This is a genomic window from Paenibacillus sp. EB106-06-01-XG199, from assembly GCF_058791575.1.
Genome location: NZ_JBYTDQ010000009.1, coordinates 157,353 through 180,738, shown reverse-complemented (window position 1 = coordinate 180,738; position 23,386 = coordinate 157,353). Strand labels below are relative to the sequence as shown.

The window sequence follows — 23,386 nt, the reverse complement described above, 5'->3', positions numbered from 1 at the left end:
CCATTTTTACCATAATCTATTATAATCGATTTCAGAAAAACGTATTATAACATAAATCAGAGAATTAAGAACATGCATCATCAGATTGTCTATGATGGACAGATATAGCTCCACTATAAAATCCGTATGTTCATCAGACAGAGGTTTTTTTGCAGGATTCGTCATAAACTAATAAAAATATAATTCTTTCGATTTATTGTGATAGTTTTCGACATTACAGCAATGCTATATTAACGGAACACGCCTTTTTATGGAATATCAACACTGAAGGAGGATGACCCTTGAGTATTATTGAAGCTAAAGGACTGAGCAAGTCGTTTATGCAGGCGGTGAAGGAGCCCGGCCTCAAAGGCGCGGTCAAGCATCTGCTGATCCCGAGGCATATTGAGAAGATGGCGGTGCAGTCGCTGGACCTTAGCATCGAGGCAGGTGAGACGGTGGCCTATGTCGGGCCGAACGGGGCTGGCAAGTCCACCACCATCAAAATGCTGACCGGTATACTAATGCCTACCGCGGGCAGTATTTCTGTAAACGGTATCAACCCTTACCGGAAAAGAATGGAGAATGCCGCCCAGATCGGAGCGGTATTCGGGCAGCGCACACAGCTGTGGTGGGATATTCCGATTGTGGAGTCCTTTTCCCTGCTGAAGGATATTTATCAGATCCCTGATGCTGTGTACAAGACCAACTTGGAGATGTTTATTGAGATGCTGGGTATGCGTGAATTTATTCACTTATCTGCCCGGAAGCTCTCCCTCGGCCAACGTATGCGAGCGGATCTGGCTGCTGCTTTATTACATAACCCGCCGATTGTGTATCTGGATGAACCGACGATTGGCCTCGACGTCTCCGTGAAGCAGAAGATCCGCGAATTCATCAAAAAGATCAACCAAGAGCAGCAGACTACAGTCATGCTGACTACCCACGATCTGGGTGATATTGAGGACCTCTGCAAACGGCTGATTATCATCGACCACGGCTCCATTATCTATGACGGCAGCTTAAGTGAAGTCAAATCCCGTTTCGCCAGAAACCGGGTGATCTTCTTCCAGGTGGGCTCGCCATTGCCCGAGCTGTACCAGCAGCTCTCACAGACTCCGGGAATGAAGCTGGACTTGCAGAATGATCAGGAGTTCTCCGTATCTTTTGACCGTTATGAATATACCGCCAGCGAAGTGGTCAGCCGGGTGATGAAACATGGCGAGGTGATTGACTTCCGGATGGAGGATGCCAATATCGAGCAAGTCATCAAAGCCGTATACGACGGAAATCTGAACCTGAACGAAACCGGTGCATAAGGAGGAACGAACGCAGTCATGCCTGTACCCAATCTTAAGAAATACAGAAGTATTGCCAACCGGTCCTTGCAAAATGTTCTCGCTTACCGGACTTCTTACGTGATCACCTTTCTGGCCAATTCGATCAATCTGCTGGCAATCTACTTTTTGTGGCAGGGCATTTATAGCGGCCGCGATATCGTAGGCGGGTATTCCTGGGACCAGATGAAAACCTACTTGCTCGTTACCTTTCTGGCCAACTCTGTGTTGTCCTGGTATTCCGAAACATCCATTTCCGGCAAAATCCTCGATGGGAGCGTTGCCGTAGATTTGCTTAAGCCCATTGATTTTCAAAGCGCAAGATTTGCGGAAACCTTGGGCTCCAGCCTGCTTGAAGGAGGAATGAGCACGGTGTTGCTCGTTCTGTTTGCCACCTTCCTGACCGGTGTAACCTTCCCGCAGTCGGCGCTGGTCTATCTGCTGTTCGCCGTCAGTCTGCTCGGAGCGATCCTGGTAAAGTTCGGCGTTGTCTATCTTGCGGCATTATTATGCTTCTGGTCGACCGGCTCCATGGGTATTGTCTGGACAAGAATCGCCCTGACCAACCTGCTATCCGGAGCGCTGGTACCCTTGGCCTTTTTCCCGGATTGGCTGGAAAAGCTCGCATTGTTCCTGCCTTTTCAGAGTATTATTCACACACCGACGATGATCTTTCTGGAACAGGCGGACACTTGGGAGAGCGTCAGGCTGATTAGCCTGCAATTCTTCTGGGGGATTGCACTCTGGATTGCCGGAAAATGCATGTGGAACTGGGCAGTACGTCAGGTAACGATTCATGGAGGTTAGGCGGAAGGAGAGCGAAGCATGAAGTTATCACGCATGTTCTATCTATACAAAAGACTCTACATACAGCAGTTAAAAGCCATCATGGAATATAATAAGGATTTCTATATCCTAATGTGTTCAGCTGCCTTAACACAGGTGCTGGGATTCGTCTTCCTCTGGGTCATCTATGACCGGATTCCGGACATCAACGGCTGGCAGTTCTGGGAAGTCACCTTTATGTACGCGATGATCTTTCTGACCGAAGGCATTGCCTCCCTGTTCTTCGAGGGGACCTGGCGTATGGGCAGATTGGTCAACATGGGAGAAATGGACCGCTATCTGCTGCGGCCGGTGCCTGTCGTGCTTCAAGTGTTCTGTACCGGCATTGGCATTAACGGCCTCGGAAATCTGCTGATCGGCGGCGTTATTGTCTGGCAAGCACTGGTCCACACCCATCTCCACTGGACCTTTGGCAAAATCATAATTATTGCCCTGCTCCTTGTGACAGCAGTAGTTATCCGCGTGTCGATCAATCTGGCCGGCAATTCGGCAGCCTTCTGGATCCGTAATGCCGGCAATGCCTTTCCCTTAATGGTGCATAATTTGTCCGACCTGGCCAAATATCCGATCACACTGTTCCCGCAGGCTGTACGGGTGTTTATTTCTACCGTGCTTCCTTATGCGTTTATCAGCTTTTATCCGGCGACATATATCTTCGGCAAAAGCGAATGGTCCGGCTGGTGGATGCTGGCCCCGGTAGCTGCGATAGGAAGTGCAGCTGCGGCCTACGGAATTTTCCGCTTCGGGCTATCGCGTTATGAAAGTACGGGGAATTGATCCGTAAAGAGCGCACTGATTATTAAAGAACAGAGTGAAAATACTAAAAACCCCACTTGTCCATTTTGGGCCGGTGGGGTTTTGACGTTTATATGAAAATAGTAATTACGATTACGTTAAATCAATCAATAATTATTAATAGATAACTTTAAAGTTCCCTCCGAAACTTGAAGTTACATAAATTTTATGATAGCCCCATAATTGGCTTGTATACTTACCTGAACCAATAATCTCTGTTCTATAGTACCAATTATTACTGGGATCGATGGCATAGATTACGTAATTACCGCCTGGTTCGCCTTGAATCTCGACTGTATAAACGCCATTGAAATATATATCCGTAGTAGGAGTTCCTACTGAACCGTAAAGTGTTGCCAGCGGTGTAACAACTCCGCTCGCTGCCTGAACTTCCTGTGCCGCAGGAGCAGCAGCAGGGGTAACGGCTTCATCGGCGAACGCAGCCGGTACAGATCCTAGGAGCAAAGCCATGGAAGAAAGTGCGGCAACTGCTGTTTTTTGAAACTTTTTCACAATTTAACATCTCCTTTAGTAATTGAGTTGGAATGAATCCTTCACCATATCCTTGCAGCTTACAAGAATACTACTAAAACGGGCGATAGAAATTGTGTAGCGAAAAGAACAACTTCCCCCCCTCGCCTATTATTTTATTACAAGATTAATAATACATATATTCCCATGGAAAAACAAGTATTTTATATACGAATATGTGTTAAAGTTATATATTTACACAAAAAATCATATTATTTTACATAATTCAGTTGGGAATTTTGTTTTTATATGTATATTATTGATTGTAAATATTTTATAAGGATAAATGAAAAAGTCTTAGCTCATGAACTCCACATTCCGTAATGGAAGTGTGGAACACAAGCTAAGACCTTAATTGTCACTGATACAAGCCTTCCCTGCCTTGTTCGGCCTATGCTGCAACCGCAGCTTTTGCCGCCTTTTTACGTTCCTTGGCGGATTTGCGGAAGTACAGCAGCTCGTAGATGGCCGGCACGACCAGCAGCGTCAGCAGAGTGGCTGCGGTTAATCCGCCGATTACTACGATGGCCAGACTCTGCGAGACAATGCTGCCCTGCTCGGAATGTCCGAAGAGCAGCGGTAACATGGCGCAGACAGTGGCAATCGCCGTCATTAGAATCGGGCGCATCCGTGTGCCGGTTGCTTCGAGAATGGACTCGCGGATCGACATATGCGCTTCATTCTGCTTGATGCGGTCGATCAGCACCACCGCATTGGTGACCACGATGCCAATCAGCATCAATGCGCCGAACAACGCGGTGAAGTCGGGCGTTACCCCGGATAGGATCAGGGCTACAATCGCTCCGATGGCTGCAAGCGGCAACGAGAACATAATTGCTAGTGGTGCACGCAGCGTCTTAAAGGTGAGCACCATAATCAGGTACACCAGGCCGATTGAGATCAGCGCCGTCATTCCAAGATCACCGAAGTCCCCGGCCTGATCTGCCGATGCTCCGCCTGCGAACAGAGTTACACCGTCCGGCAGCGTTATGCCGTCTGCCTGCTTTTTAATATCGGCACCGATGGCTGATACCTTCTTCGGATCCACTTCTGCGGTAATCCGTACATAAGGTTTGCCGTCCTTATGGTACAGCATGGCCGGCTGATCCGTGACCTCAAGGGCTGCCACTTGCGACAATGGCTGCGGACCAGCGGCGGTCATGATGGTCATATTCTTCAGGTCTTCCTGTGATTCCGCCTGAATGACAGGTTCAAGGATAACGCCGGCCGGGGAACCGTCCAGTTGGATCTGTCCCAGCGGAACCGGATTGAGCATCGCCCCCAGCTGCATGGAGATTTCCTGGGCGTTAGCTTCAGCAGGATTCACCTTGAAGGCAAATACCGGCTTGGTATCCTCCATGTTGCTGCTGACCTTTTGCACACCTTCTATACTCTTCACCTTGGCGGCGACCTCTTCAGCAATTGTATTGATAGCTGCGACATCATTGCCGACAATATCGACATATTCACTGGTGGAGCTTGAGCCCATCATGCTGGCTTCATTTGCGGTCAGCGTTGCCCCCGTATAGGAAGCCTGAAGACTGCGGACTTGATCCAAAAATACCTGTGCATCTGTTCCTTCTTTGATCATTACTGTATAATCCACCTGGGTCAGCGAGGTAACACTGCCCCATTTCGCCGAATCGGCACTGTTCCCGGATTGCATGATGACCGTCTGGGCCTGCGGCTGGTTCATCAGCTCCTGCTCCAGCAGCTTGCCATTCTTCAACACCTCCGAAACCGGAACATCATTCGGATATACCAGTTGAACGGATACATTGCTGGCATCGCTAGCATCCAGAGCGGCCTTCGGCATGGCAATATAAGCGCCAATAGAGCCGACTAACAGCACCAGTCCCAGGCTCAGCGTGAGCCATTTGCGCTGCAGATTCCAATCGAGAAAACGGGTGAACCATCCGGCGGGCTCATGTTCCTTCAGGGAAGAGCCGCGCAGCAGCCAGGAGCTTAGCAGCGGAACGACGGTCAGCGCCACAACAAGCGAAGTCAGCAAGGAGTAAGTTACCGTCAAGGCGAACGGAAGCAAGAAAGCTTGCAGTCCGCCGCGCAGCAGCCCCATCGGCAGAAATACCGCCACCGTAGCAAGCGTTGAGCTGGTTATGGCTCTGGCCACCTCGCGGGTTGCGCTGATCACCATATCACGGGACAAGGGTTCCTTCTGCATCCGCCGGTAAATATTCTCAATGACCACGATGCTGTCATCCACCAGCCGTCCGACAGCAACGGCAACCCCGCCTAAGGTAACAATGTTCAGGGTAATTCCCGACACCTTAAGCAGGTAAAGGGTAACCGCCAGGGACAGCGGAATGGATATCGCCGTGATCAGCGTAGCCCGGATGTTGCGCAGGAACAGCAGGATTACGATTGTGGCAAACAACGCACCGAGCAGGACTTCACGCATCATGCTGTTGACGGAGGTGACCACCATATCAGAGGTGCTGAAAATGACGGAGGCCTCGGCATTTTTAATTCTGTCATTGATATCGTCTGCAGCGCTGCGCACCTTATCGCCTACATCCACTGCATTGGCATTTGCTTCCTTGGTAATTACGACGAACAGCACATCTTTACCATTGGAGCGGCTGACGCTCTCCTGGTCTATCTTGGCCTCAATAGCGGCAATATCCTGCAGCTTTGCTCCAGCCCCGACCGGCAGCTGCTTCAAGGTATCTATACTGTCGATCGAAGAGATTACATTCACATTCCCCGTCTGGCCGCCGATCGTCTGCTCGCCGATGGAGGCGGAAACATTGCGCCCCTGAAGCAGCCCCAATACCTGCGCAGTGGGTACCCCTTTTGCCGCCATCGCCTTCGGATCAAGCTTCACTCTAACTTGAGGAGCTGTCTTGCCATACAAAGCTACGCTGGCTACCCCTTCGATCTTCTGCAGCTCAGGGATGATGGTATTCTCGGCAATCTCAAGGTTATTCTTGGTGAGCCCATCATCGAACGACAGCGTAAGCTGGGAGACAGGAATCATTGAGGTGTTCAGCTGAATGATGAACGGGTCCATCACACCTTCGGGAAACTGCAGTGTACCCACAGCTTTCTCGACTTCCTGCGCCGCCTCCTTCATATCAGACTTGCCGTCAAAATATATGTCTACCTTGGCATATCCGTCTCCGGAGGTAGACATTTGTTCGGTCTTGCCCTTCACCTGAGAGGTCGCCGCCTCAATCGGCTTGGTAACCGAGGTTTCCATCGAATGCGCATCCTGGCCGGGTCCAAGCACTGTAACCGTGATCTGTGGATTATCGGCCTCCGGCATGAATTCCATCGGCAGCGAGGTGTAGCTCATTATCCCCACCACCAGTGCCATGACAACTAGAAGACCTACAGCCCCCTTATTGCCAAACGACCATTTCGTTAACCATGTCATTCTTTTTTCCCCTTCCACTCCATTATGGATTGCTCTCTTTAAGACTGATCCCTTATGTATCAAGCATTGCTTTCCTGCTTTAGTGTAGTAGCTTTTAGCCGAAGTCAAAACCGCCCAACGAAGGGTTTCGCGCTCAGTCCCGAGGCGGACGTGATCCCATTCCCGGGATGGAGCCCCTCCAAATAAGCCAAAGCCTGGCCGAAGCAGCACAATATAAACCTAAAATAATCCACTCGTTCTGCCTCAAACCGCCAGTACAATCTTTCGATAAAAAAAAACAAAAAGAAGCCCATATGGACAGGCTTCTTCAAATTCAAACATATATTCGGTTGATCAAGAATGTTTATATGAGCAACCGTACTATTTCAAATAAAATACCTCGCGGAGCGGTTCCATCGGTGTTGCTTCGTTAAAATCAAAGGAGCCCTCAACCATTTTAGAGGTAATGGCGTTCCACCGGTTGCAGGCATCGCTCTGGGCAATGTAGGCAAAAGCCGCCTCTTTGTCTTCACATTCGAAGCAGTAGAAGAACTGATTACCGTTCTGAAAGATCGAATAATTGCTGATTCCTGCTTTGCTGTGCTCCTCAAGGATTTCCGGCCAAGGGTTCAGGTGCATCTGCACATATTCCTCCAGGTCCTCTTCCTTCACCTTCCAGGTCCAAGCCAACTTGTTACTGCTCATCTTCCCGACCTCCTAAATGTTTTGTTAGCATTACTTCGTTGAATCCACTTCGTACAAAACTCACTTGGAAAGCATACACTTAAGTTTTGTTAGCATTACTTCATTGAGTGAACTACGGATAAAACATGCTTCGCAATATTTAATGATACCGCTTCCATCATAACTTTAGCAACTCTTTTCATGGGGAATATTGGGTAATCAAAGGATTATTTAGAACGAAGAGCCTTTATCCCCCGCCAGCAGCAGTCCTCTTCTGCTGCTGTGAGAAATAAAGGCTTTGTGTTACAGTTCATTCTTCCTACGCTTTGATTCCCGCTTCATTAGGGCGAAGAATCGCGGAGCCGATGGCCAGCAGAATAACGGCCATCAGGCCCAGAATGGCAAAGGGCAGCCATAGCTCATCCCAGCCTCCACCGGCTGCGGCAATGTCCACCGCTTGAATCGCCCATTTCTGCGGCATGAAATTAGCCGCCTTCTGCATGTAATCCGGCATGATGGACAGCGGCCAGAAGCAGCCGCCCAGCATGCAGGTCGGTGTAAGGATCAGCGAATTCAGCGTCCCGGTATTGTTCGGATTGCGGATCAGACCTGCCACCGTCCCGGCGATTCCCATGGATACGAGCATGAATGCAGCGAGGACCAGAAAGTACAAATACATCGGCACCTCATAGTCATAACGGAGCACCCACTTACCCAGCGATAGCACAACAGCGATCTGGATCAGTCCTACCATAGAGCTGCCGAGGAAATTGCCGAGCGCAATTTCATAGGAGCGTACCGGTGCGCTGAACATCCGCATCATTGTCCGCCCCCTGCGGTCTGCCATAATCAGCGACACGCTGCTGGTCACGAGGCTCATCAGAAACATCAGTGTCATACCTGTAATAACACCCAGTGTCTGCCGCGGGTACAGATTATAATCGGTTCGGATACTGCCTACATTATGCTCTTCCGCCTGCTTCAGAATCGCGGTGAATCTCTCCTCCGAATCCGTACTCCCGGTTGCAGAAGCCTTTCTCACCGTAGCTGCGGTTGACAGCATTTCTACAGCGATAGCATCGGTTTTCATCTTGATTAGTATAGAATCCTCTGTCGTCTTCAGCTCATATACGGTAAGCTGCTGCGCTTTCCCCTGCAGAATTCCTGAGGTAAAGCCCTCCGGAATCCACAATCCGGCCGCACCGTCCTGCGAGGTGACACCTTCCTTCAAATCAGCCTCATCGCTGCGCTCGATAAGCTTGTAATCCCCGCTATTCTCCAGTTCAACAATCAGATGATTCCCGGCTGCTCCAGTATCCTTGTTGGTATACAGCAGAACCGCCTTGCTATCTTCCATGCCGCCGGTAACGGAGACAATACCAGCTACCACTAGAGAGGGTAACAGGATATACAGCAGCAGCCCTTTGCGGGAACCTATCGTTCGCTTGACCATATTCCAGCCAATCGTAAATATGTTATTCATGGTATCCCACCTTCCGGTATGAGAGAATTGCCGCACAGAACAAAATCAGGCAGATCAGCAGCATCATCCATAAATTAGGCAGAATCTGCTCTAGATCTGAGTGCAGCATCATTCGGATTACGGCTTGCAGCGTCCAATGATTTAGCGTAAACGCTCCAATACTGTTCACCCACGAATCAGGAAGCGGAGCCATGCCGCCGCTAAGAAAGGTCATGCCTACTGTAATGACATTGATGATACTCGTGGCTTCCGTCTCTTTTTTGCTGAACATGCACGCAATTACAGAAAAGGTCAGGGAAGCGAGGATCATCAGCAGGCAGAACAGCGCCAGCAGACCCGGACGATTGCCCCAATACACACCGAACAGCCAATGAGACAACAGAATGATGGCCGCACATTGAAGCATGGTGACAATCGCAATGCCCAGCATTTTTCCTATAAACAAATCCGACCCTTTAACCGGCATGGAGTTGATTCTGTAAAGCGTGTGATTGTCCTTCTCGCTGAACAGCGAATGAGTCACCGTAAGGCCGCTATACAGCAGAAACATCAGCAGCATTGAGGCTGCATAAAATTGCGAGGCTGTGTAAGTTCTTCCTCCATTACTCAAATCGCCAAGTTTTACGGCTGTCCCTTCTTGGTGGGAATCAGCTCCGGCGCCAACAGCTTCCGGTCCTAGGGTCATGGCTGCGGCCTGCTTGTAATTCATGATGCTGAGAAAATTGTCAAAGGCTGTTCCAGCAACGGTGTTATCCATCCGGTCATTACCAAGAATGAACTCCAGTTCAGCCTTTCCCCCGCGCTGTACTCCACTGTCAAATTCTTTCGGCACAATCACCGCATAGCCGTAGATCCCGGACCGCAGCCCGCTCTCTGCTTCCTGCCTGGTTTTGGCCTCTTGGGGAATAATATAATCCTTAACTTGGGCTGAATCCAGAAAAGTCTTGATCATCTTGGAGCTTCCTGTCCCCCCAGCATTCACTACAGCTACCTTCACCGGGTCGATAGTTTCAGCCTCTTTGTCTCCTACTACCCCGGAGAGCGACGCGCCAAGCAGGAAGATCAGCACCAGCGGCAGCAGGAACAAAGTCATCAGCACCCACCGTGAACGGGTCAGCCTGCGCAGTTCGTACACCGCAATTATCAAAATGTTCATTTCAGGTTCCCCCTCCTTTAATCGCGCAAGGTCCGTCCGGTCAGGCTCAGAAACAGCGTCTCCAGATCCGGCTCTTCGATATGCAGGGAGACAATGACCCCCTCATGCTTGGAAAAGATAAACAAAATGTCCTGAAGCTCGCTCTGTGAGGATGGAAGGTACAGCTCCACCGCCTGCTCCACTTCCTTGACGCGGTTAATCCTCGGGTGAAGACTAAGCTCTTTAATCAGGGCAGCCGAGATATTGACAGCCTTGATGACAATTTTTTCTTCATGGGCAACCTTCTCCCGCAGTTCTTTCTCTGTGCCGCAGGCAATAACATGACCTTTATCCATGATTGCTACACGGTCGCAAATCGCTTCGACTTCCTCCATGTAATGGCTGGTGTAAATGATGGTCGACCCCAGCTTGTTCAGCGTCTTGACCGACTCGAGGATATGATTCCGCGATTGGGGATCAATACCTACCGTAGGCTCATCCATAATGATCAGCTTCGGGCGGTGCATAATCGCGCAGGCAATGTTCAGCCGCCGTTTCATTCCCCCGGAGAAGGTGGCCGGTTTATCCTTCGTCCGGTCGCTTAGTCCGGTGAATTCCAGCGCCTCTTCCACCCGTTCTTTCAGCAGCTTGCCGCGCAGGCCATACAGCTTGCCAAAAAATCTCACATTTTCCTCAGCCGTCATCGTTTCATACAAGGCCAGTTCCTGCGGAACCAGACCTATTCTTTTTTTCACCTCTAGCGGAGCTGCTGCCACCGACAGCCCGTCGATGATAATCTCGCCGCCGTCAGGCTTCAGCAAGCCGCAAATCATACTGATGGTTGTGCTTTTCCCGGCGCCGTTTGGGCCGAGCAAACCGAAAATTTCGCCTTCCTCGATGCTCAGATTCACATGATCTACCGTTAATTTCTGGTCGTACCGTTTCACTACATTACTGAGTACCGCAAGTGTCATCTCTTCATCTCCCCTGTTCCTCAATCTCTATGCTCTTATTGTAACGCGCCAACAACATCACCGAAGGTACGAAAGGTCATCTTCTGGGGTGACTAAAGTCATCTCCTGAAATGGCCGGGGAATATGCTAAGATGAACATAAGAACAAATAGAATGATAGATTCGGGCATTCCATTGAAAAAAGGATGACTTCTATTGATTAGAGAACTGAACTCTTTGCGTTGCGGCCTCATTCTGCTCCCTGCGGTGATCACTATATATGTCTACGACTATGCCGACTATGAATTATTCACCCTGCATTTCCTGCTGCTGCTGCTTGTGGTGACGCTTGAGTACCGGCTGCCGAAATCACTGCCGCTCCTGTCCTGCATAGAACTGCTCTTCACGGCCTGGCTATGCCGCCAGTACGGTACGCTGATGATATTCCCGGCCATCTCGGCGCTGCTGCATTATTCACGGCAACAGTCAAAGGCGGTATCTGTCGTGTTCACCTACGTTCATCTGGCTGTCCTGAATATCGCCTTCAGTCAATCAACACCTGCCGAATGGGGAGTGATGAATCTTACCTTCCTGCTGGCTGTTTTTCTCAATGTACTGCTCCTGCGGACCGGCCGCGGCCGCGAGGAAACGCAGTTTCTCTATGATGAGCTGCGCCGCAAGCATTTTGAGCTGGAAGAAGCCCGTAGCCGGCTGCTGCAGTTCACCTCTCAAGTAGAGAATGCCGCACAATCGGAGGAACGGGTACGGATTTCCCGCCAGCTTCATGATGATATCGGCCACAGGCTGATCCGGGTCAAAATGATGGTTGAAGCTGCCATTCATACCTTGCCGGCTGCTCCTGAATCCGGAATGAAGATGATGGACCAGATCCGCGATCAGCTCGCGGCAAGCATGGACGATATGCGAGCTGCCGTAAGACGGATTAATGTTGCGCCACAGCTTGAAGGCGCTTATGCCCTGGACCGCCTGCTGGAAGAAACCGGGCGGGATACGGGGATTGAAACCACGTATTCCATACATGGGTATCCTTATCCGCTGTATCCAAGTACCCAGGTCGTACTTTATAGAAATGCCCAGGAGGCCATCACAAACGCCCTAAGGCACGGAAAAGCAGCGGCAGTATGGATCACACTGTCCTATAGTGAGCAAGAGGTTGTGATGGAGGTTGGCAACAACGGCAAAGTGCCCGAAGGCGACCAGCTGCGAAGAATGCAGGGCAGCGGCGGCATGGGCCTGAAAGGCATGACCGAGCGGACAAACCTGATCGGCGGAACACTGGAGCTGCGTACGGAGCCGCAATTCACCGCAATTACCCGTCTGCCGGTTTATAGGCAGGCGGAGATTAGGTAACGTTGCATAAAGAACCGTAGGTGCAGCAAGTGATCATAAATTAGAGATAAGGAGTTTTCCCGCTATGATTAATGTAGTAATTGTTGACGATGACTCTTTTATACGTGAAAGCCTAAAAGTGCTGGTAGGACTGGACCCCGACATTGCGGTTGTTGGCGCAGCAGGCGATGGCAATGAAGTATTAGCCTTGCTGCAGTCGCTGCCGCAAACAGATGTGGTATTAATGGATATCCGAATGCCGAATTGCTCCGGCGTGGAGGGCACCCGTCTCGTCAAAGAGACTTATCCCAATATCTCCGTGCTCATGCTGACCACCTTTGATGATGATGAATATATCATTGAGGCACTCCGTAACGGCGCCAGCGGCTATCTGCTCAAGAACATCCCGCCGGACCGCATCATCCAGGGCATTAAGACGGTGCATGAAGGCAACATGCTGATCCATCCCGACATCGCACGCAAAATGGCCGGCTTTCTGCAGCCCGCCTCACGTACAGTGTCCGCACAGGGCCAGCCGCTGGAATCCTTCGGCTTAACCAAAGCAGAGCTGGCCGTCGTCGCTTCCATTGCTGAAGGGCTTACCAATAAAGAAATTGCCGCCAAGCTGTACTTGAGTGAAGGTACCGTAAAAAACTACATTACCGATATTCTCGGTAAGCTCGGACTGCGTGACCGGACACAGATTGCGATATTCTATTTGAAAAACCAGCAGGAGAAGTGATGGCCAGCCGGAATTACGTTAAAGAGAACGGTTGTGGAACGGAGAAGTAGTTCACGGACAGAAAGGCGCTCCCGGTTTCTCTATGGATTGGAATACATAGATTCACTCAGTTAGAAAAAGGCCTGCTTCCCGCAGTTAGCGGGAATGCAGGCCTTTTATTGGTTTAGTTGATGGTGTGGATGCAACCACTTGCGAATTCAGCAGCAGGATCAGCCTCCGGCGTTTTCCTGTTTGGGTTCAGCGCCGGCAGGTTGGGTCCGCTTGAGTCCATCTGCCGGAAGACTGCGGCGACGGGTTCCGGTCTTCATCCCGATGATGCTGAAGATGCTGGAAGGTTTGGCCTCAGCAGTACGCAATTCATCCGGCTCCGGCACCAAAATCATCCCGAGCTGGTGATGGTCGCCGTCATATATCGCCCGCTGCAGATATTTGCTCTCGCCTTCCCGGTTCTTTACCTCCAGCTTGCAGAACGCCGGGTTCATGCGCAGCGCTTCATGCAGCTGCGCCGCTTCGGTCAACAGGACCCCGTTGACCTTCAGCAGAATCTCGCCCGGCAGGATGCCCATCTCCTGCGCGGGGCTGTCCGGCAGCACGGCAAGCACCTTGCGGCCGGCCGGGGGATGCACGAAGATGGGACTGGTACTGCGCTCCTCCAGAGCGCTGTACCAGCTTAAGCCTTCGTGCAGCAGAACAGCGGCGAGCGCCGCGAGCACGGTCAGCGGGCTCCACCAGGCCGCAAGCAGGCTGATGCCCAGCAGGACGATGCTGTATAGCAGCAGCCGTCCTGCCGTGCGGGCCGCCTTGCGCCCGGGCAGCATGCTCTGGGTCATCTCGCTGAAGCCGATGATCACCGGCAGCGAGACCAGCCCAAGGCCGCCGCCCAGCAGCGGCTGCCAGGGCAGGTCGCCGATTCCCGTGCCTGAGGGAATCAGCAGGAACAACGGCAGCGGCCAGAAGGCTTGCAGCTGATAGCCGCCGACGACCTTGCCGCGCTTCCCTGCCAGGAAGAGCGGGGTTGCCAGGCGCGCGCCCTGCCAGCGCGCCAGCAGCGCCTCCGCGAGATGAAGCAACGCGGCCAGCACCAGCAGCGCCGGGATATCCATATCCCGCAGCGCCGTGGCGAAGGTGCTTACGCCTCCGCTCTGCAGGCTATCCGGGAAGAAAGAAAGCACAAATTGCGCAACTCCCAGCAAGCCTATGGAATAGGCGAAGCATAAAAAACGCACACGGAACAACATCAATACCAGACTGACCACCCAGATGAGAGCTACCGCAGCCCCGGGCAGTGAAATGCCCAGGGCGATCGCGGCAAGCGAGACAAGCAGCCCCATGACCAGCCCGCTCCAGATCGTCCGCCATGTTTCCTTCCCCCAGCTATGCTGCTTCACATGAATCAGCTTCCGCTCCAGTGCAACCTGCCTGCGGTAATACAGTGCTATAAATATTAGTGCGATATAGTAGTAAGGCTGAAGAAGCAGATGTATGACCGCATTCCCCCAGCTTGTAAGCAGTTCCGTCATCACATTCAATGCGTTCGTCACACTCCTTATCTCCCTGGCTTGACTCCTATTGCAGTGTAATCCACTATCGTCTACCCGTCATAGAAAAAAAGAAGGCTAAATTCAGCCTTCTTACTTTTTCGACGCTGTTGCCTTGATTTCCTTCTGAATCTCTTCGATTGCCTTGTTCCGCTGGTTATCATTGACCGGGTCCTGAATAACCTTGATCAGCGCCAGCTCCATAGCTTCTGCAGTCTTGGCGTCAATGACACCCGTCGCTTTCAGCTTTGCCGTGCTTTGGAATTTCTTGACTGCTTCCTTCGTGCCTGCATCAAAATATCCATCCTTGCGGCCCGGCTTGTAGCCCAGACCCTCCAGCATCGTCTGTGCGCTTTTCACATCGGAACTGTTCATATTGAATTGCAGTGTGGCACTTTTGTTAATAGGTGCCACCGAGAAGTAATCAGGCTGGGCTACGGCGATATCCGGCTTAATTCCCTTGCCGTGAATCCATGTGCCATCCGGCGTCAGCCACTTGGCAATGGTAATCTTGAGCAAACTGCCATCGCCAAGCTCCTTTTCAAAACTGGTCTGCACCGTGCCCTTGCCGAATGAATTCTCACCGATCAGCTTAGCCCCGGCCGATTGCTGCAATGCCCCGGCAAGAATCTCCGATGCGCTTGCGCTGCCTTTGTTCATCAGCACGACTACCGGGTATTTCTTGCTTGAGCCCTTTGAGGTACTGACCTCGCGCGTTTTGTCCTTATTCTCGACCTGGACAATCGTTTTGCCGGACGGTACGAACTGCTCTGCCATCTCAATGACTCTTTGCAGCACACCCCCGGGATCGTTGCGGACATCAAGGACAAGTCCCTTCATGCCCTGCTTCTCCAGATTAGCCAGCTCTGTCTTGAAGCGTTCGGCGGTATTCATGGAGAACTGGGTCACTTCGATAACACCCACCCCGTTCTTCTCCATGGTCGCATACACAGTCTCCAGCTTCACGTCAGCACGGGTAATTACAAATTTCAGCGGCACTGCAGAACCTGCCCGCTGGATTTGCAGCGTGGCTTCGCTGCCTTTCGGGCCGCGTATCTTGGCTACAGCCGCGTTCAGCTCCAACCCCTCCAGCGATTCTCCGTTCACCGACAGGATAACATCCTTGGCCTGAATTCCGGCTTTTTCGGCAGGTGAGCCCTTAATCGGGGACACCACCACGACCTTGCCGTTGTCCGAGGAAACCTCCGCACCGATTCCCGAGAAGGAGCCTTCGATACTCTCCTCGAACTTCTCTGCCGTTTCCTTGCCCATATAGTTGGAATAAGGGTCGCCCAGGGCTTCCATCATACCGTTGACCGCACCATCTATCAGCTTTTCCCGGTCCACAGTCTCGTAATAATTGCCCTCAATCAAACTCAGAGCGGTTCCAAGCTTCTGTGACTCCTTGTCCTCCAGGCCACCGGTCGGCCGCACCGACGCCGCCAGGCCTTCGCCTGCGGCTTGTCCAAATACTTGCACATATCCGGTTACGCCCAAGGTCAGCAGGCTGCCGCACAGCAAGGCGGCGACGATCATAAAGGCCGCTGTGCTTTTCTTTAACATAACGTTCCCACCGTCCCTTCTTGTCCATCTCGTAAAACCCACATTAGTCCGTCCAGGAAAGAACGGTATCTCTCCCAGTATATGCCGTATAACGAATTTATATTTATTAGTGCTAAAAATTAGAGATAAGGCATTGGATTAACCGCTTTTTGATCAATCCGGACTTCAAAATGCAGATGGGGCCCCGTTGAACGCCCTGTCGATCCCGATTCAGCAATCACTTGGCCTCGTTCTACCTTTTCGCCTGCTCTCACTTTAATGCCGCCTTCACGGATATGCCCATACAGTGTCCAGACACCGCCGCCGTGGTCAATAATTACACAGTTTCCGTAACCGCTCCACCATTCTGCAATAATAACGGTGCCGGAATCCGCTGCATGGATGCTTGTTCCCTGCGGAACTGCAAAATCCACACCCGTATGCATTTTACCGACCTCTCCCGTAACCGGATGGGTACGCGGACCAAAAGGAGAAGAAATACGCGCCTGGCCTACCGGCATCAGGAAAGGACCACTGCCTCCAACATATTCCGAAGAACTCGAACTGGAATTCGAATCGGAACTGGAGCTGCTAGCGCTCGCAGCCTCCTTCGCTCTAGCTGCCGCTGCCGCCGCTCTGCGGGCCGCCTCCGCTTTCGCTGCTGCTGCCCTGCGTGCCGCTTCTTCAGCCTTAATCTTATCCTTCTGCACTTCCAAAGCGGAACGTTCACTGGCAAGCTGCACTAGCTTAGCATTCTGCTCTTCACTGATATCATCCGTATCTTGTATTTCCTTGTCATAATAAGCGATAAGTTCCTGTCTCTGCGCTTCCCTTTCCTTAAGCACGCTGCGCTGGGATTCAAGATTCGTGTACAGCTGCTTGGCCTGGGCATATTGCCCTTCAAGCTCCTGCTTCTTCACAATAACGGTCTGCTTGTCCAATTTGTGCTGCACCAGCAAATCCTGATCCTGATCCACAATCATCTTCAGCGAATCGGCCCGGTCGAGAAAATCCGCAAAGCTCTTTGAAGACAGCAGCACATCAAGGTACGATACCGCCCCATCTGTATACATCAGCCGAACGCGAGATTCCAGTAATTTCTCCCGGGAAGCTACACGCGCTTCTGCTTCATCCAGCTCGGCCGCGGTAACATTAAGCGACTCTTCGGTGCTGGCGATTTTGCCGGAGGTGGTCTTCATTTCGCCTTTCACTTGATCTATTTGCTCCAGCACAAGCTGGAGATTAAGCGTTGTCTTGTTCTTATAGTGCTGGGCTTCCTGATTGCGTGATTCCGCTTTTTCCTGTGCAGCCTTGGTCGTCTGCACCTCTTGCTGCAGCTTCTTCAATTGCTTGTCAATTTCAGCGACACTTGTCTTCTTGGCATATCCGTCAGAGGGTCCTACTAAAGTGACAACCAGCAGTGCAGCGGCTAATCCGGCGGCAATCTTCTTCAAATCGCACTCCCCATCCTTTATTCTCAAATATATATCATTTCGAAATTTCAGTAGTATTGAATGAAGACTTATACTTTCAAAAACTTGCGGATCGACACGGTACTTCCCCACACACCAATCAGCACTCCCAGGCCAACCAGCAGCCCGCAGAGCATCAACCAAATATCCTCAAAGGGAACAAGTTTCAGCCCAAGCATCGGATCTCCCTGTACGGAAGACACCAGACTGCTGTAACCAACGTAGAGAGCACCTGAAGTGACCAGTGATCCGATCAGGCCAATAAGCGCACCTTCAATAAAGAACGGCCAGCGGATAAAATAATTCGTTGCACCCACCAGCTTCATAATGCCAATCTCCTTGCGGCGGGCAAGAATGGTCACCCGGATCGTATTGGAGATCAGGAACATCGACATCAGCGCAAGTCCTGCCACAAAAATAAAGCCGATGTTGCGTACTGCACGCGTTACTTTGAACAGCGTCTCTACCGATCCTTTGCCGTAGTTAACTTTAAAGATTGGCTGCTCTTTATGGGTCTTGTTGAGTGCTTCAATCTTTTCGGAGACAAAAGGAACGGTTGTTGGTTCGATAACTTCCACCAGCAGCTTGTCCGGCAGCGGATTATTGTCTACATCAAAACCTTCCAAAAGCTCGGCGGCATCCGGGCCCATATCTTCGCGGAATTCCTTTAGCCCCTGCTCCTTGGAGACGAACTCAACCTTGCTGACTTCCGGCATGCTGCCGATTTCGTTCTCCACCGTTTCACGCATCTTCTGATCCGTATTCAGCGCTAAATGCACATTGATCTGCACCTGGCTGTCCGCCTTGTCTGCTACGGAATTAACATTAAGCACCAGCAATATAAATACGCCTAGGACGAAGAGAGAGACGACAATGGACGTGATGGAAGCCACCGACATCCAACCGTTGCGGAATACGTTTTTGAAGCCTTCCCGCACATGCCGCAAGAAGGTCTTAAAACTCATAACCGTATTCCCCTCTCACTTGGTCTCGAACAATGTTACCGTTCTCTATAGCCAGCACCCGCTTGCGCATTTTGTTGACTATATCTCTGTTGTGGGTAGCCATGACAATGGTTGTGCCGCGAAAATTAATCTCGTCAAGAAGCTGCATAATTCCCCATGAGGTCTCGGGATCCAGATTGCCGGTGGGCTCGTCCGCAATAATAACAGAAGGATTGTTGACGATGGCCCGGGCAATCGCGATCCGCTGCTGCTCCCCGCCCGACAGCTGCGACGGCTCACGGCCCGCTTTGCTGCGGAGACCTACCAGGTCGAGCACTTCATTGACACGCTTCTTAATGATCTTCTTCGGTGCTTCAATAACCTCCATAGCAAAAGCGACATTCTCGTATGCTGTCAGCCTGGGCAGCAGGCGAAAATCCTGAAATACAACGCCGATATTACGGCGGACATAAGGGATCTTGCGCGGCTTAAGCTTACCTATATTAAACCCGCCTACAGATATCTGTCCTTTGGTCGGTGTTTCTTCTCTATAAATTAATTTCATGAACGTTGATTTCCCTGCGCCGGACGGTCCGACGATATAAACAAATTCATTACGATCGATCTTAACGGATACACCTTGAAGGGCATGGGTTCCGTTCGGGTAGGTCTTCCATACGTCCTGCATTTCGATCATCTTATCACTTCCCGATTCTGACATATTGCTCCGGCTCCTGCCTTTCGACAGTAAACAGCGGGAGCTTCCATAAACTGCATTATTATCGCAGGCGTATCTATTGTAACAAATCCGTAACCGATTGAGTACCCGAAAGTTTTGCCGGAGCCGCACATATACATATATAAAAGCGTGATTGTTGTCCCCTGTACATATATATCGGTTGCAGAAACCGTTCTTTAAGCATTGTTACTACATAGCATTGTTACTATGGCCCGCGCCGCTTCAAGCGCCAATCCGCCCCCAGAAGGAGAATTTTCATGAAAAAAATCCATGCTGCGCTTATCGCTCTGACCGGGCTCATCCTTGCCGGTTCTCTTTTCGCCGGAGCGCTTCATTTATATGGGAGCCAAAAAACCATTCCGAAGGACACCCATTTGGCAGGCTGGAACATCGGCGGAATGGACATCGGCGAGGTCCGCAACGGATTAAATGCGCGGCTGGAGGCGCTGGAGGCGGTCCCTCTTATCCTGAAGGCGGAGGGTAATACGGAGTTGACCCTCACGCTGAAGCAAGCGGGAATGACCTACGAAGCGGAACATTTCCTCCGGGGACTGAAGGAGCTGACAGACGGAAAACTCTTGGACCGGGTGCGTGCCCGCCGGAGTTTCCCCCGCAGCTGGAGCTTCGGTGCCCATCTGGAGATCAGCCAGCTCCAGAACAGCTTAAGCCCGGCCTGGGAAAGAGAGTCTTTTGGCATTCCCGTTGACGCCACGCGGCGGATTACTGAAGATGACCGGGTAGTCTATACACCAGAGAAGACCTCCTACGAGGTGGATTGGCACGGACTGGAGCTTGCCCTCCAGGCAGCCCTGCCAACCACACTCAGTACCGTAGATTCTTTGCAGGGTAAAGGGATCACTCTTGAAGTGCCGTTGGCCGTCCAGGAACCTGCAGTCACACTTAGGGCTTTGAAAGACCAGGGGATTGAACGGAAAATCACCCAATTCAGCACTTCACTCGGTACAAGCGGACCCGGGCGGTCCTTTAACGTAGAAGCCGCCGCCAAAGCCGTTAACGGCACAATGCTCCCGCCGGGCGCTGTGTTCGATTACGGTAAAGCGATTGAAAAAGCTCAGGTTGAATACGGCTTCCGTGAAGCACCGGTCATTGTGAACGGAAAGCTGCAGCCCGGTACTGGCGGTGGAATCTGCCAGGTCTCCAGCACCCTCTACAACGCAGCACTCCGCTCTGGGCTGGAAATTGTGGAGCGGCGCAATCATTCGCTGCCGGTCAGCTATCTGCCCAAGGGACAGGATGCAACTTTCGCCCAGGGCTACATCAATTTCCGCTTCCGCAACAACACTGGTAAATACTTGATTATTAAAGCTGCGGTACAGGGGCGCACCTTAACTGTAAAGCTGTTCGGAACGTTCCCGAAGAACGTTACCTATGCTGTCCACTCCCAGACCGTGGAGGTGCTGCCGCTAACCGATAAATATGTAGGCGACTCCTCGCTGCCTCCCGGCGGAACACGGGTACTGCATAACGGCAAAACCGGCTATGTGGTTGAGACCTATATTACCCGCTATGAGGACGGCAAGGCCGTAGAGAAGACAAAGCTCTCACGCGATGTCTATCCGGCGCAAAAACGGGTCATCGCCATCAACCGCGGCGGCATGAGTAGGTCCACCCTGCCGGAATCGCCCAAAAAACAACTGGTTGAGGATGGCATACGCAGCAGTGGGCAGCAGTGAGCCTTCCCTTTACTGGCAGGCATTCTGGAAATTCGAAAAAGACGGTCAGCAGCGGATGCTCTGACCGTCTTTTTGGGCAATATAAGTATAAGTTTCACAAGTGTATATATCCATTTTACACTCTGATAATCTACAGCGCCACCGCAGTTAATGATATGACGTTACACTGACAGTAAACTAGCATCTGAAAGGATGAATTATTATGAGCACAATACTTGTATCCGGAATTCCCTCCGTCGTCCGCAGCGCTCCTGCCGTCTACGCCTCGCGCACCTGCCGTGAAACGCTGCGTGTGATGTTTCAGCATCCGGAATCCAAATGTATCGTCGTCTGCAATTCCGTGAATGAACCTGTTGGCCTGCTGATGTGCGAGCGCTTCTTTTTGAAAGCCACCGGACGTTTGGGCATGGATCATTTCTACAGAGAATCTATAACCAAGCTGATGAACCGCAAGCCGCTGATTGCAGACCTCTCCGCCTCCCCGGCCAACGTGCGGACTGAAGCAATGAACCGCCCCGAGCCTATGAGAAATGATTGCATTATTATTACAAGCAACGGCAAGTTCGTCGGTGTTGTCTACCCTTCAGATCTACCTCAGCCCGAATAGCAAACCCACTCACTGCCTCTTAGAAAAGAATGTCCGGTGACGTGTCAATCCTCCAGTACCCGTTCACTTTTTTCAGTTCGACGACTACATTTTCTGTCGGGCCCTGGCCCTCTGGATAAGGCACAGTAAGCTCGAACACTGCTGAGGTTGTGGTTTTGGAAACCATTCTGGCCTTGGCCTTCTCATATTGCAGTGAATTGCCCATGTCGGCATTCACCTGCGCCATTCTCCCCTTATACTCAAGAAATTGATTTTGTACATAATAAGCTGCGGCCTTGTGGGTATACGCACGTTTTATGTAACTGAGCAGCTTCTGCTTCGTTCCGAGATCACTGGAAAGATACCGGTATTCCATAGCATTATAATGAAATAGCTCCGGCATATATGAACTTCCTCCGCGATGCGTATACGTATACAAAGCTTTGGCATGGGCCACCAGCGGAACCACGCTATTGACTGTCAAATTATTGATCAGTACCGGCCCCTCTTTGCCCGGTGCCACTGCGGCCACGCTTTTTACTCCCGTATTCGGGAGCGGCAGTGAAGCCGCCAGTGCCCCGCTTCCCGCAGACATCAGCCCCAGGGAGAGAGCTAACGAACCGATCATCCACTTCTTGTTCATCCTTTAAACGCCTCCTTCATTGTCTTTAAAAATCAGCAGTGCTCAAATGCTTCCATTGCAGCGATAGCTACTTTATAGCTTACGGTGTCCCGTAAGCTAAAATACCCAATCCCTCTTCTTATGAAAACGGATTGATGTCCGGCAAGCACAAAAAAACTCCGCCGAGGATGTATATCGGATTTGCATTGTGCTATATTTGGCTGAGAGGAGGAGTGAATAAATGGCTTTAATAGAATGCAAATTTTATTCGGAAGTATTGGGACTGAACACTTCGATGACTGTCATTTTGCCGCAGCAAACCACTACACAGATCGGGCTCAGCAATGTAAAACGGGGTGATCTTCATCCGACGCTGTTTTTGCTGCATGGCTTGTCTGATGATGACTCTATCTGGCTGCGCCGGACTTCAATCGAACGGTATGTTGCGAAACTGGGGATTGCTGTGGTTATGCCGCAGGTACATCGCAGCTTTTACACAGATATGGCCTCAGGGGGCAATTACTGGACGTTTATCAGTGAGGAACTGCCTGCGCTGGCGCGCTCCTTTTTTCCGTTGTCAGCGAAACGTGAGGATAACTTCGTGGCCGGCCTGTCGATGGGCGGTTATGGGGCGATCAAGCTGGGGCTGCGCAAGCCGGAGGTTTTTGCCGCTGCTGCAAGTCTGTCGGGGGCACTCGATATGGCCCATCATTTCTTGAACTGGGAAGATGCCTCGAAGAAAAGTGAAGAGTACGAACTGATCTTTGGCAAGAAAGACATCGCAGGCACTCCGGATGACTTATTGTGGCTGCTTCAAGAAGTTGACGGCTCGAAGGGACCCAAACCGCTGCTCTACCAATGCTGCGGCACCGAGGATTTCCTGTACGAGGATAATCAGGCCTTCCGTGAAGCCTGCAGCAAGACCTCATTGCCCCTCACTTATGAGGAAGGCCCGGGCGAACATGAATGGGGCTACTGGGATACCAAGATCCGCGATGTGCTGGCCTGGCTGCCATTATCTAAATAGGCTTTTCATTGC

At 51.3% G+C, this 23,386-nt stretch carries 20 protein-coding genes; 8 read left to right on the top strand and 12 right to left on the bottom strand.

All coding sequences use genetic code 11. The features are described from left to right. Window positions 1-281 precede the first annotated feature (281 nt). From AC3WT9_RS27640 to AC3WT9_RS27630, 3 genes are read left to right on the top strand one after another with little or no spacing between them, the layout of a single operon-like run. Complete coding sequence (locus tag AC3WT9_RS27640) at window positions 282-1,298, top strand: ABC transporter ATP-binding protein (RefSeq protein WP_038597244.1); 1,017 nt, start codon at window positions 282-284, stop codon at window positions 1,296-1,298. 18 nt (window positions 1,299-1,316) lie between these two features. Further along, window positions 1,317-2,123: an ABC transporter permease gene (locus tag AC3WT9_RS27635; RefSeq protein WP_341379970.1), complete on the top strand. Its 807-nt coding sequence runs from the start codon at window positions 1,317-1,319 to the stop codon at window positions 2,121-2,123. Window positions 2,124-2,141: 18 nt separating this feature from the next. After that, a complete protein-coding gene (locus AC3WT9_RS27630) occupies window positions 2,142-2,939 on the top strand; it encodes an ABC transporter permease (RefSeq protein WP_341379971.1) in 798 nt (265 codons plus the stop codon). Window positions 2,940-3,074: 135 nt separating this feature from the next. Here AC3WT9_RS27630 and AC3WT9_RS27625 read toward each other — a convergent pair whose 3' ends face one another. The 6 genes from AC3WT9_RS27625 to AC3WT9_RS27600 all read right to left on the bottom strand — a co-directional run bounded on the left by AC3WT9_RS27625 (window position 3,075) and on the right by AC3WT9_RS27600 (window position 11,140). After that, window positions 3,075-3,470, bottom strand: a complete 396-nt coding sequence (locus tag AC3WT9_RS27625; protein ID WP_341379972.1) for a hypothetical protein — start codon at window positions 3,468-3,470, stop codon at window positions 3,075-3,077. 409 nt (window positions 3,471-3,879) lie between these two features. Next, window positions 3,880-6,885 carry an efflux RND transporter permease subunit gene (locus AC3WT9_RS27620; protein WP_341379973.1) on the bottom strand — a complete coding sequence of 1,002 codons (3,006 nt, stop codon included), beginning with the start codon at window positions 6,883-6,885 and terminating at the stop codon, window positions 3,880-3,882. Window positions 6,886-7,245: 360 nt separating this feature from the next. Further along, window positions 7,246-7,569, bottom strand: coding sequence for an L-rhamnose mutarotase (locus AC3WT9_RS27615; protein ID WP_341096720.1), 324 nt, complete (start codon window positions 7,567-7,569; stop codon window positions 7,246-7,248). Window positions 7,570-7,867: 298 nt separating this feature from the next. Next, window positions 7,868-9,031: an ABC transporter permease gene (locus AC3WT9_RS27610; RefSeq protein ID WP_341096721.1), complete on the bottom strand. Its 1,164-nt coding sequence runs from the start codon at window positions 9,029-9,031 to the stop codon at window positions 7,868-7,870. Continuing rightward, on the bottom strand, window positions 9,024-10,187 hold the full coding sequence (locus AC3WT9_RS27605) for an ABC transporter permease (RefSeq protein ID WP_341379974.1): 1,164 nt from the start codon (window positions 10,185-10,187) through the stop codon (window positions 9,024-9,026). The genes AC3WT9_RS27610 and AC3WT9_RS27605 overlap by 8 nt, the downstream gene beginning before the upstream one ends. Window positions 10,188-10,204: 17 nt before the next feature. Next, entirely contained in the window at window positions 10,205-11,140 is a 936-nt protein-coding gene (locus AC3WT9_RS27600; protein WP_341096725.1) for an ABC transporter ATP-binding protein, read from the bottom strand. Window positions 11,141-11,334: 194 nt separating this feature from the next. Between AC3WT9_RS27600 and AC3WT9_RS27595 the strand changes: the two genes are divergently transcribed. Both AC3WT9_RS27595 and AC3WT9_RS27590 read left to right on the top strand, forming a co-directional pair. Next, window positions 11,335-12,489 (top strand): sensor histidine kinase, encoded by a 1,155-nt coding sequence (locus AC3WT9_RS27595; protein ID WP_341096727.1) that lies wholly within the window; start codon window positions 11,335-11,337, stop codon window positions 12,487-12,489. A 64-nt stretch (window positions 12,490-12,553) separates the two neighbouring features. Then, a complete protein-coding gene (locus tag AC3WT9_RS27590) occupies window positions 12,554-13,210 on the top strand; it encodes a response regulator transcription factor (RefSeq protein WP_341379975.1) in 657 nt (218 codons plus the stop codon). Between the two features lie 209 nt (window positions 13,211-13,419). Here the strand turns inward: AC3WT9_RS27590 and AC3WT9_RS27585 are convergent, their stop codons facing one another. The 5 genes from AC3WT9_RS27585 to ftsE form a co-directional block, all read right to left on the bottom strand. Next, window positions 13,420-14,730, bottom strand: a complete 1,311-nt coding sequence (locus tag AC3WT9_RS27585) for a PDZ domain-containing protein (RefSeq protein ID WP_341097801.1) — start codon at window positions 14,728-14,730, stop codon at window positions 13,420-13,422. A 111-nt stretch (window positions 14,731-14,841) separates the two neighbouring features. Beyond that, window positions 14,842-16,311, bottom strand: a complete 1,470-nt coding sequence (locus AC3WT9_RS27580) for a S41 family peptidase (protein WP_341379976.1) — start codon at window positions 16,309-16,311, stop codon at window positions 14,842-14,844. Window positions 16,312-16,430: 119 nt separating this feature from the next. After that, a complete protein-coding gene (locus AC3WT9_RS27575) occupies window positions 16,431-17,744 on the bottom strand; it encodes a murein hydrolase activator EnvC family protein (RefSeq protein ID WP_341379977.1) in 1,314 nt (437 codons plus the stop codon). 68 nt (window positions 17,745-17,812) lie between these two features. Further along, window positions 17,813-18,727 (bottom strand): permease-like cell division protein FtsX, encoded by a 915-nt coding sequence (ftsX, locus tag AC3WT9_RS27570; protein ID WP_341096733.1) that lies wholly within the window; start codon window positions 18,725-18,727, stop codon window positions 17,813-17,815. After that, window positions 18,717-19,403, bottom strand: a complete 687-nt coding sequence (ftsE, locus tag AC3WT9_RS27565) for a cell division ATP-binding protein FtsE (RefSeq protein WP_038600957.1) — start codon at window positions 19,401-19,403, stop codon at window positions 18,717-18,719. Before ftsE ends, ftsX begins: the two co-directional genes overlap by 11 nt. Before the next feature lie 299 nt (window positions 19,404-19,702). On the opposite strand from ftsE, the gene AC3WT9_RS27560 reads away from it, so the two are divergent. Together AC3WT9_RS27560 and AC3WT9_RS27555 are read left to right on the top strand one after the other, a co-directional pair. Beyond that, complete coding sequence (locus AC3WT9_RS27560; protein ID WP_341379978.1) at window positions 19,703-21,139, top strand: VanW family protein; 1,437 nt, start codon at window positions 19,703-19,705, stop codon at window positions 21,137-21,139. A gap of 202 nt (window positions 21,140-21,341) precedes the next feature. After that, the gene (locus AC3WT9_RS27555) at window positions 21,342-21,746 is read left to right on the top strand and encodes a CBS domain-containing protein (RefSeq protein WP_341379980.1); all 405 of its coding nucleotides are present in this window, start codon (window positions 21,342-21,344) and stop codon (window positions 21,744-21,746) included. A 19-nt stretch (window positions 21,747-21,765) separates the two neighbouring features. On the opposite strand, the gene AC3WT9_RS27550 is transcribed toward AC3WT9_RS27555, so the two are convergent. Then, entirely contained in the window at window positions 21,766-22,368 is a 603-nt protein-coding gene (locus AC3WT9_RS27550; protein ID WP_341096737.1) for a DL-endopeptidase inhibitor IseA family protein, read from the bottom strand. A gap of 220 nt (window positions 22,369-22,588) precedes the next feature. Here AC3WT9_RS27550 and AC3WT9_RS27545 point away from each other — a divergent pair, with 220 nt between their 5' ends. Then, on the top strand, window positions 22,589-23,374 hold the full coding sequence (locus tag AC3WT9_RS27545) for an alpha/beta hydrolase (protein WP_341096739.1): 786 nt from the start codon (window positions 22,589-22,591) through the stop codon (window positions 23,372-23,374). Window positions 23,375-23,386 lie beyond the last annotated feature (12 nt).

Bases quoted from the DNA above. Each gene is read 5' to 3' on its own strand.
- AC3WT9_RS27635 (WP_341379970.1), top strand. From the start codon at position 1,317: ATGCCTGTACCCAATCTTAAGAAATACAGAAGTATTGCCAACCGGTCC.
- AC3WT9_RS27630 (WP_341379971.1), top strand. From the start codon at position 2,142: ATGAAGTTATCACGCATGTTCTATCTATACAAAAGACTCTACATACAG.
- AC3WT9_RS27620 (WP_341379973.1), bottom strand. From the start codon at position 6,885: ATGACATGGTTAACGAAATGGTCGTTTGGCAATAAGGGGGCTGTAGGT.
- AC3WT9_RS27615 (WP_341096720.1), bottom strand. From the start codon at position 7,569: ATGAGCAGTAACAAGTTGGCTTGGACCTGGAAGGTGAAGGAAGAGGAC.
- AC3WT9_RS27610 (WP_341096721.1), bottom strand. From the start codon at position 9,031: ATGAATAACATATTTACGATTGGCTGGAATATGGTCAAGCGAACGATA.
- AC3WT9_RS27605 (WP_341379974.1), bottom strand. From the start codon at position 10,187: ATGAACATTTTGATAATTGCGGTGTACGAACTGCGCAGGCTGACCCGT.
- AC3WT9_RS27600 (WP_341096725.1), bottom strand. From the start codon at position 11,140: ATGACACTTGCGGTACTCAGTAATGTAGTGAAACGGTACGACCAGAAA.
- AC3WT9_RS27590 (WP_341379975.1), top strand. From the start codon at position 12,554: ATGATTAATGTAGTAATTGTTGACGATGACTCTTTTATACGTGAAAGC.
- AC3WT9_RS27585 (WP_341097801.1), bottom strand. From the start codon at position 14,730: ATGACGGAACTGCTTACAAGCTGGGGGAATGCGGTCATACATCTGCTT.
- AC3WT9_RS27580 (WP_341379976.1), bottom strand. From the start codon at position 16,311: ATGTTAAAGAAAAGCACAGCGGCCTTTATGATCGTCGCCGCCTTGCTG.
- ftsX (WP_341096733.1), bottom strand. From the start codon at position 18,727: ATGAGTTTTAAGACCTTCTTGCGGCATGTGCGGGAAGGCTTCAAAAAC.
- ftsE (WP_038600957.1), bottom strand. From the start codon at position 19,403: ATGATCGAAATGCAGGACGTATGGAAGACCTACCCGAACGGAACCCAT.
- AC3WT9_RS27560 (WP_341379978.1), top strand. From the start codon at position 19,703: ATGAAAAAAATCCATGCTGCGCTTATCGCTCTGACCGGGCTCATCCTT.
- AC3WT9_RS27555 (WP_341379980.1), top strand. From the start codon at position 21,342: ATGAGCACAATACTTGTATCCGGAATTCCCTCCGTCGTCCGCAGCGCT.
- AC3WT9_RS27550 (WP_341096737.1), bottom strand. From the start codon at position 22,368: ATGAACAAGAAGTGGATGATCGGTTCGTTAGCTCTCTCCCTGGGGCTG.
- AC3WT9_RS27545 (WP_341096739.1), top strand. From the start codon at position 22,589: ATGGCTTTAATAGAATGCAAATTTTATTCGGAAGTATTGGGACTGAAC.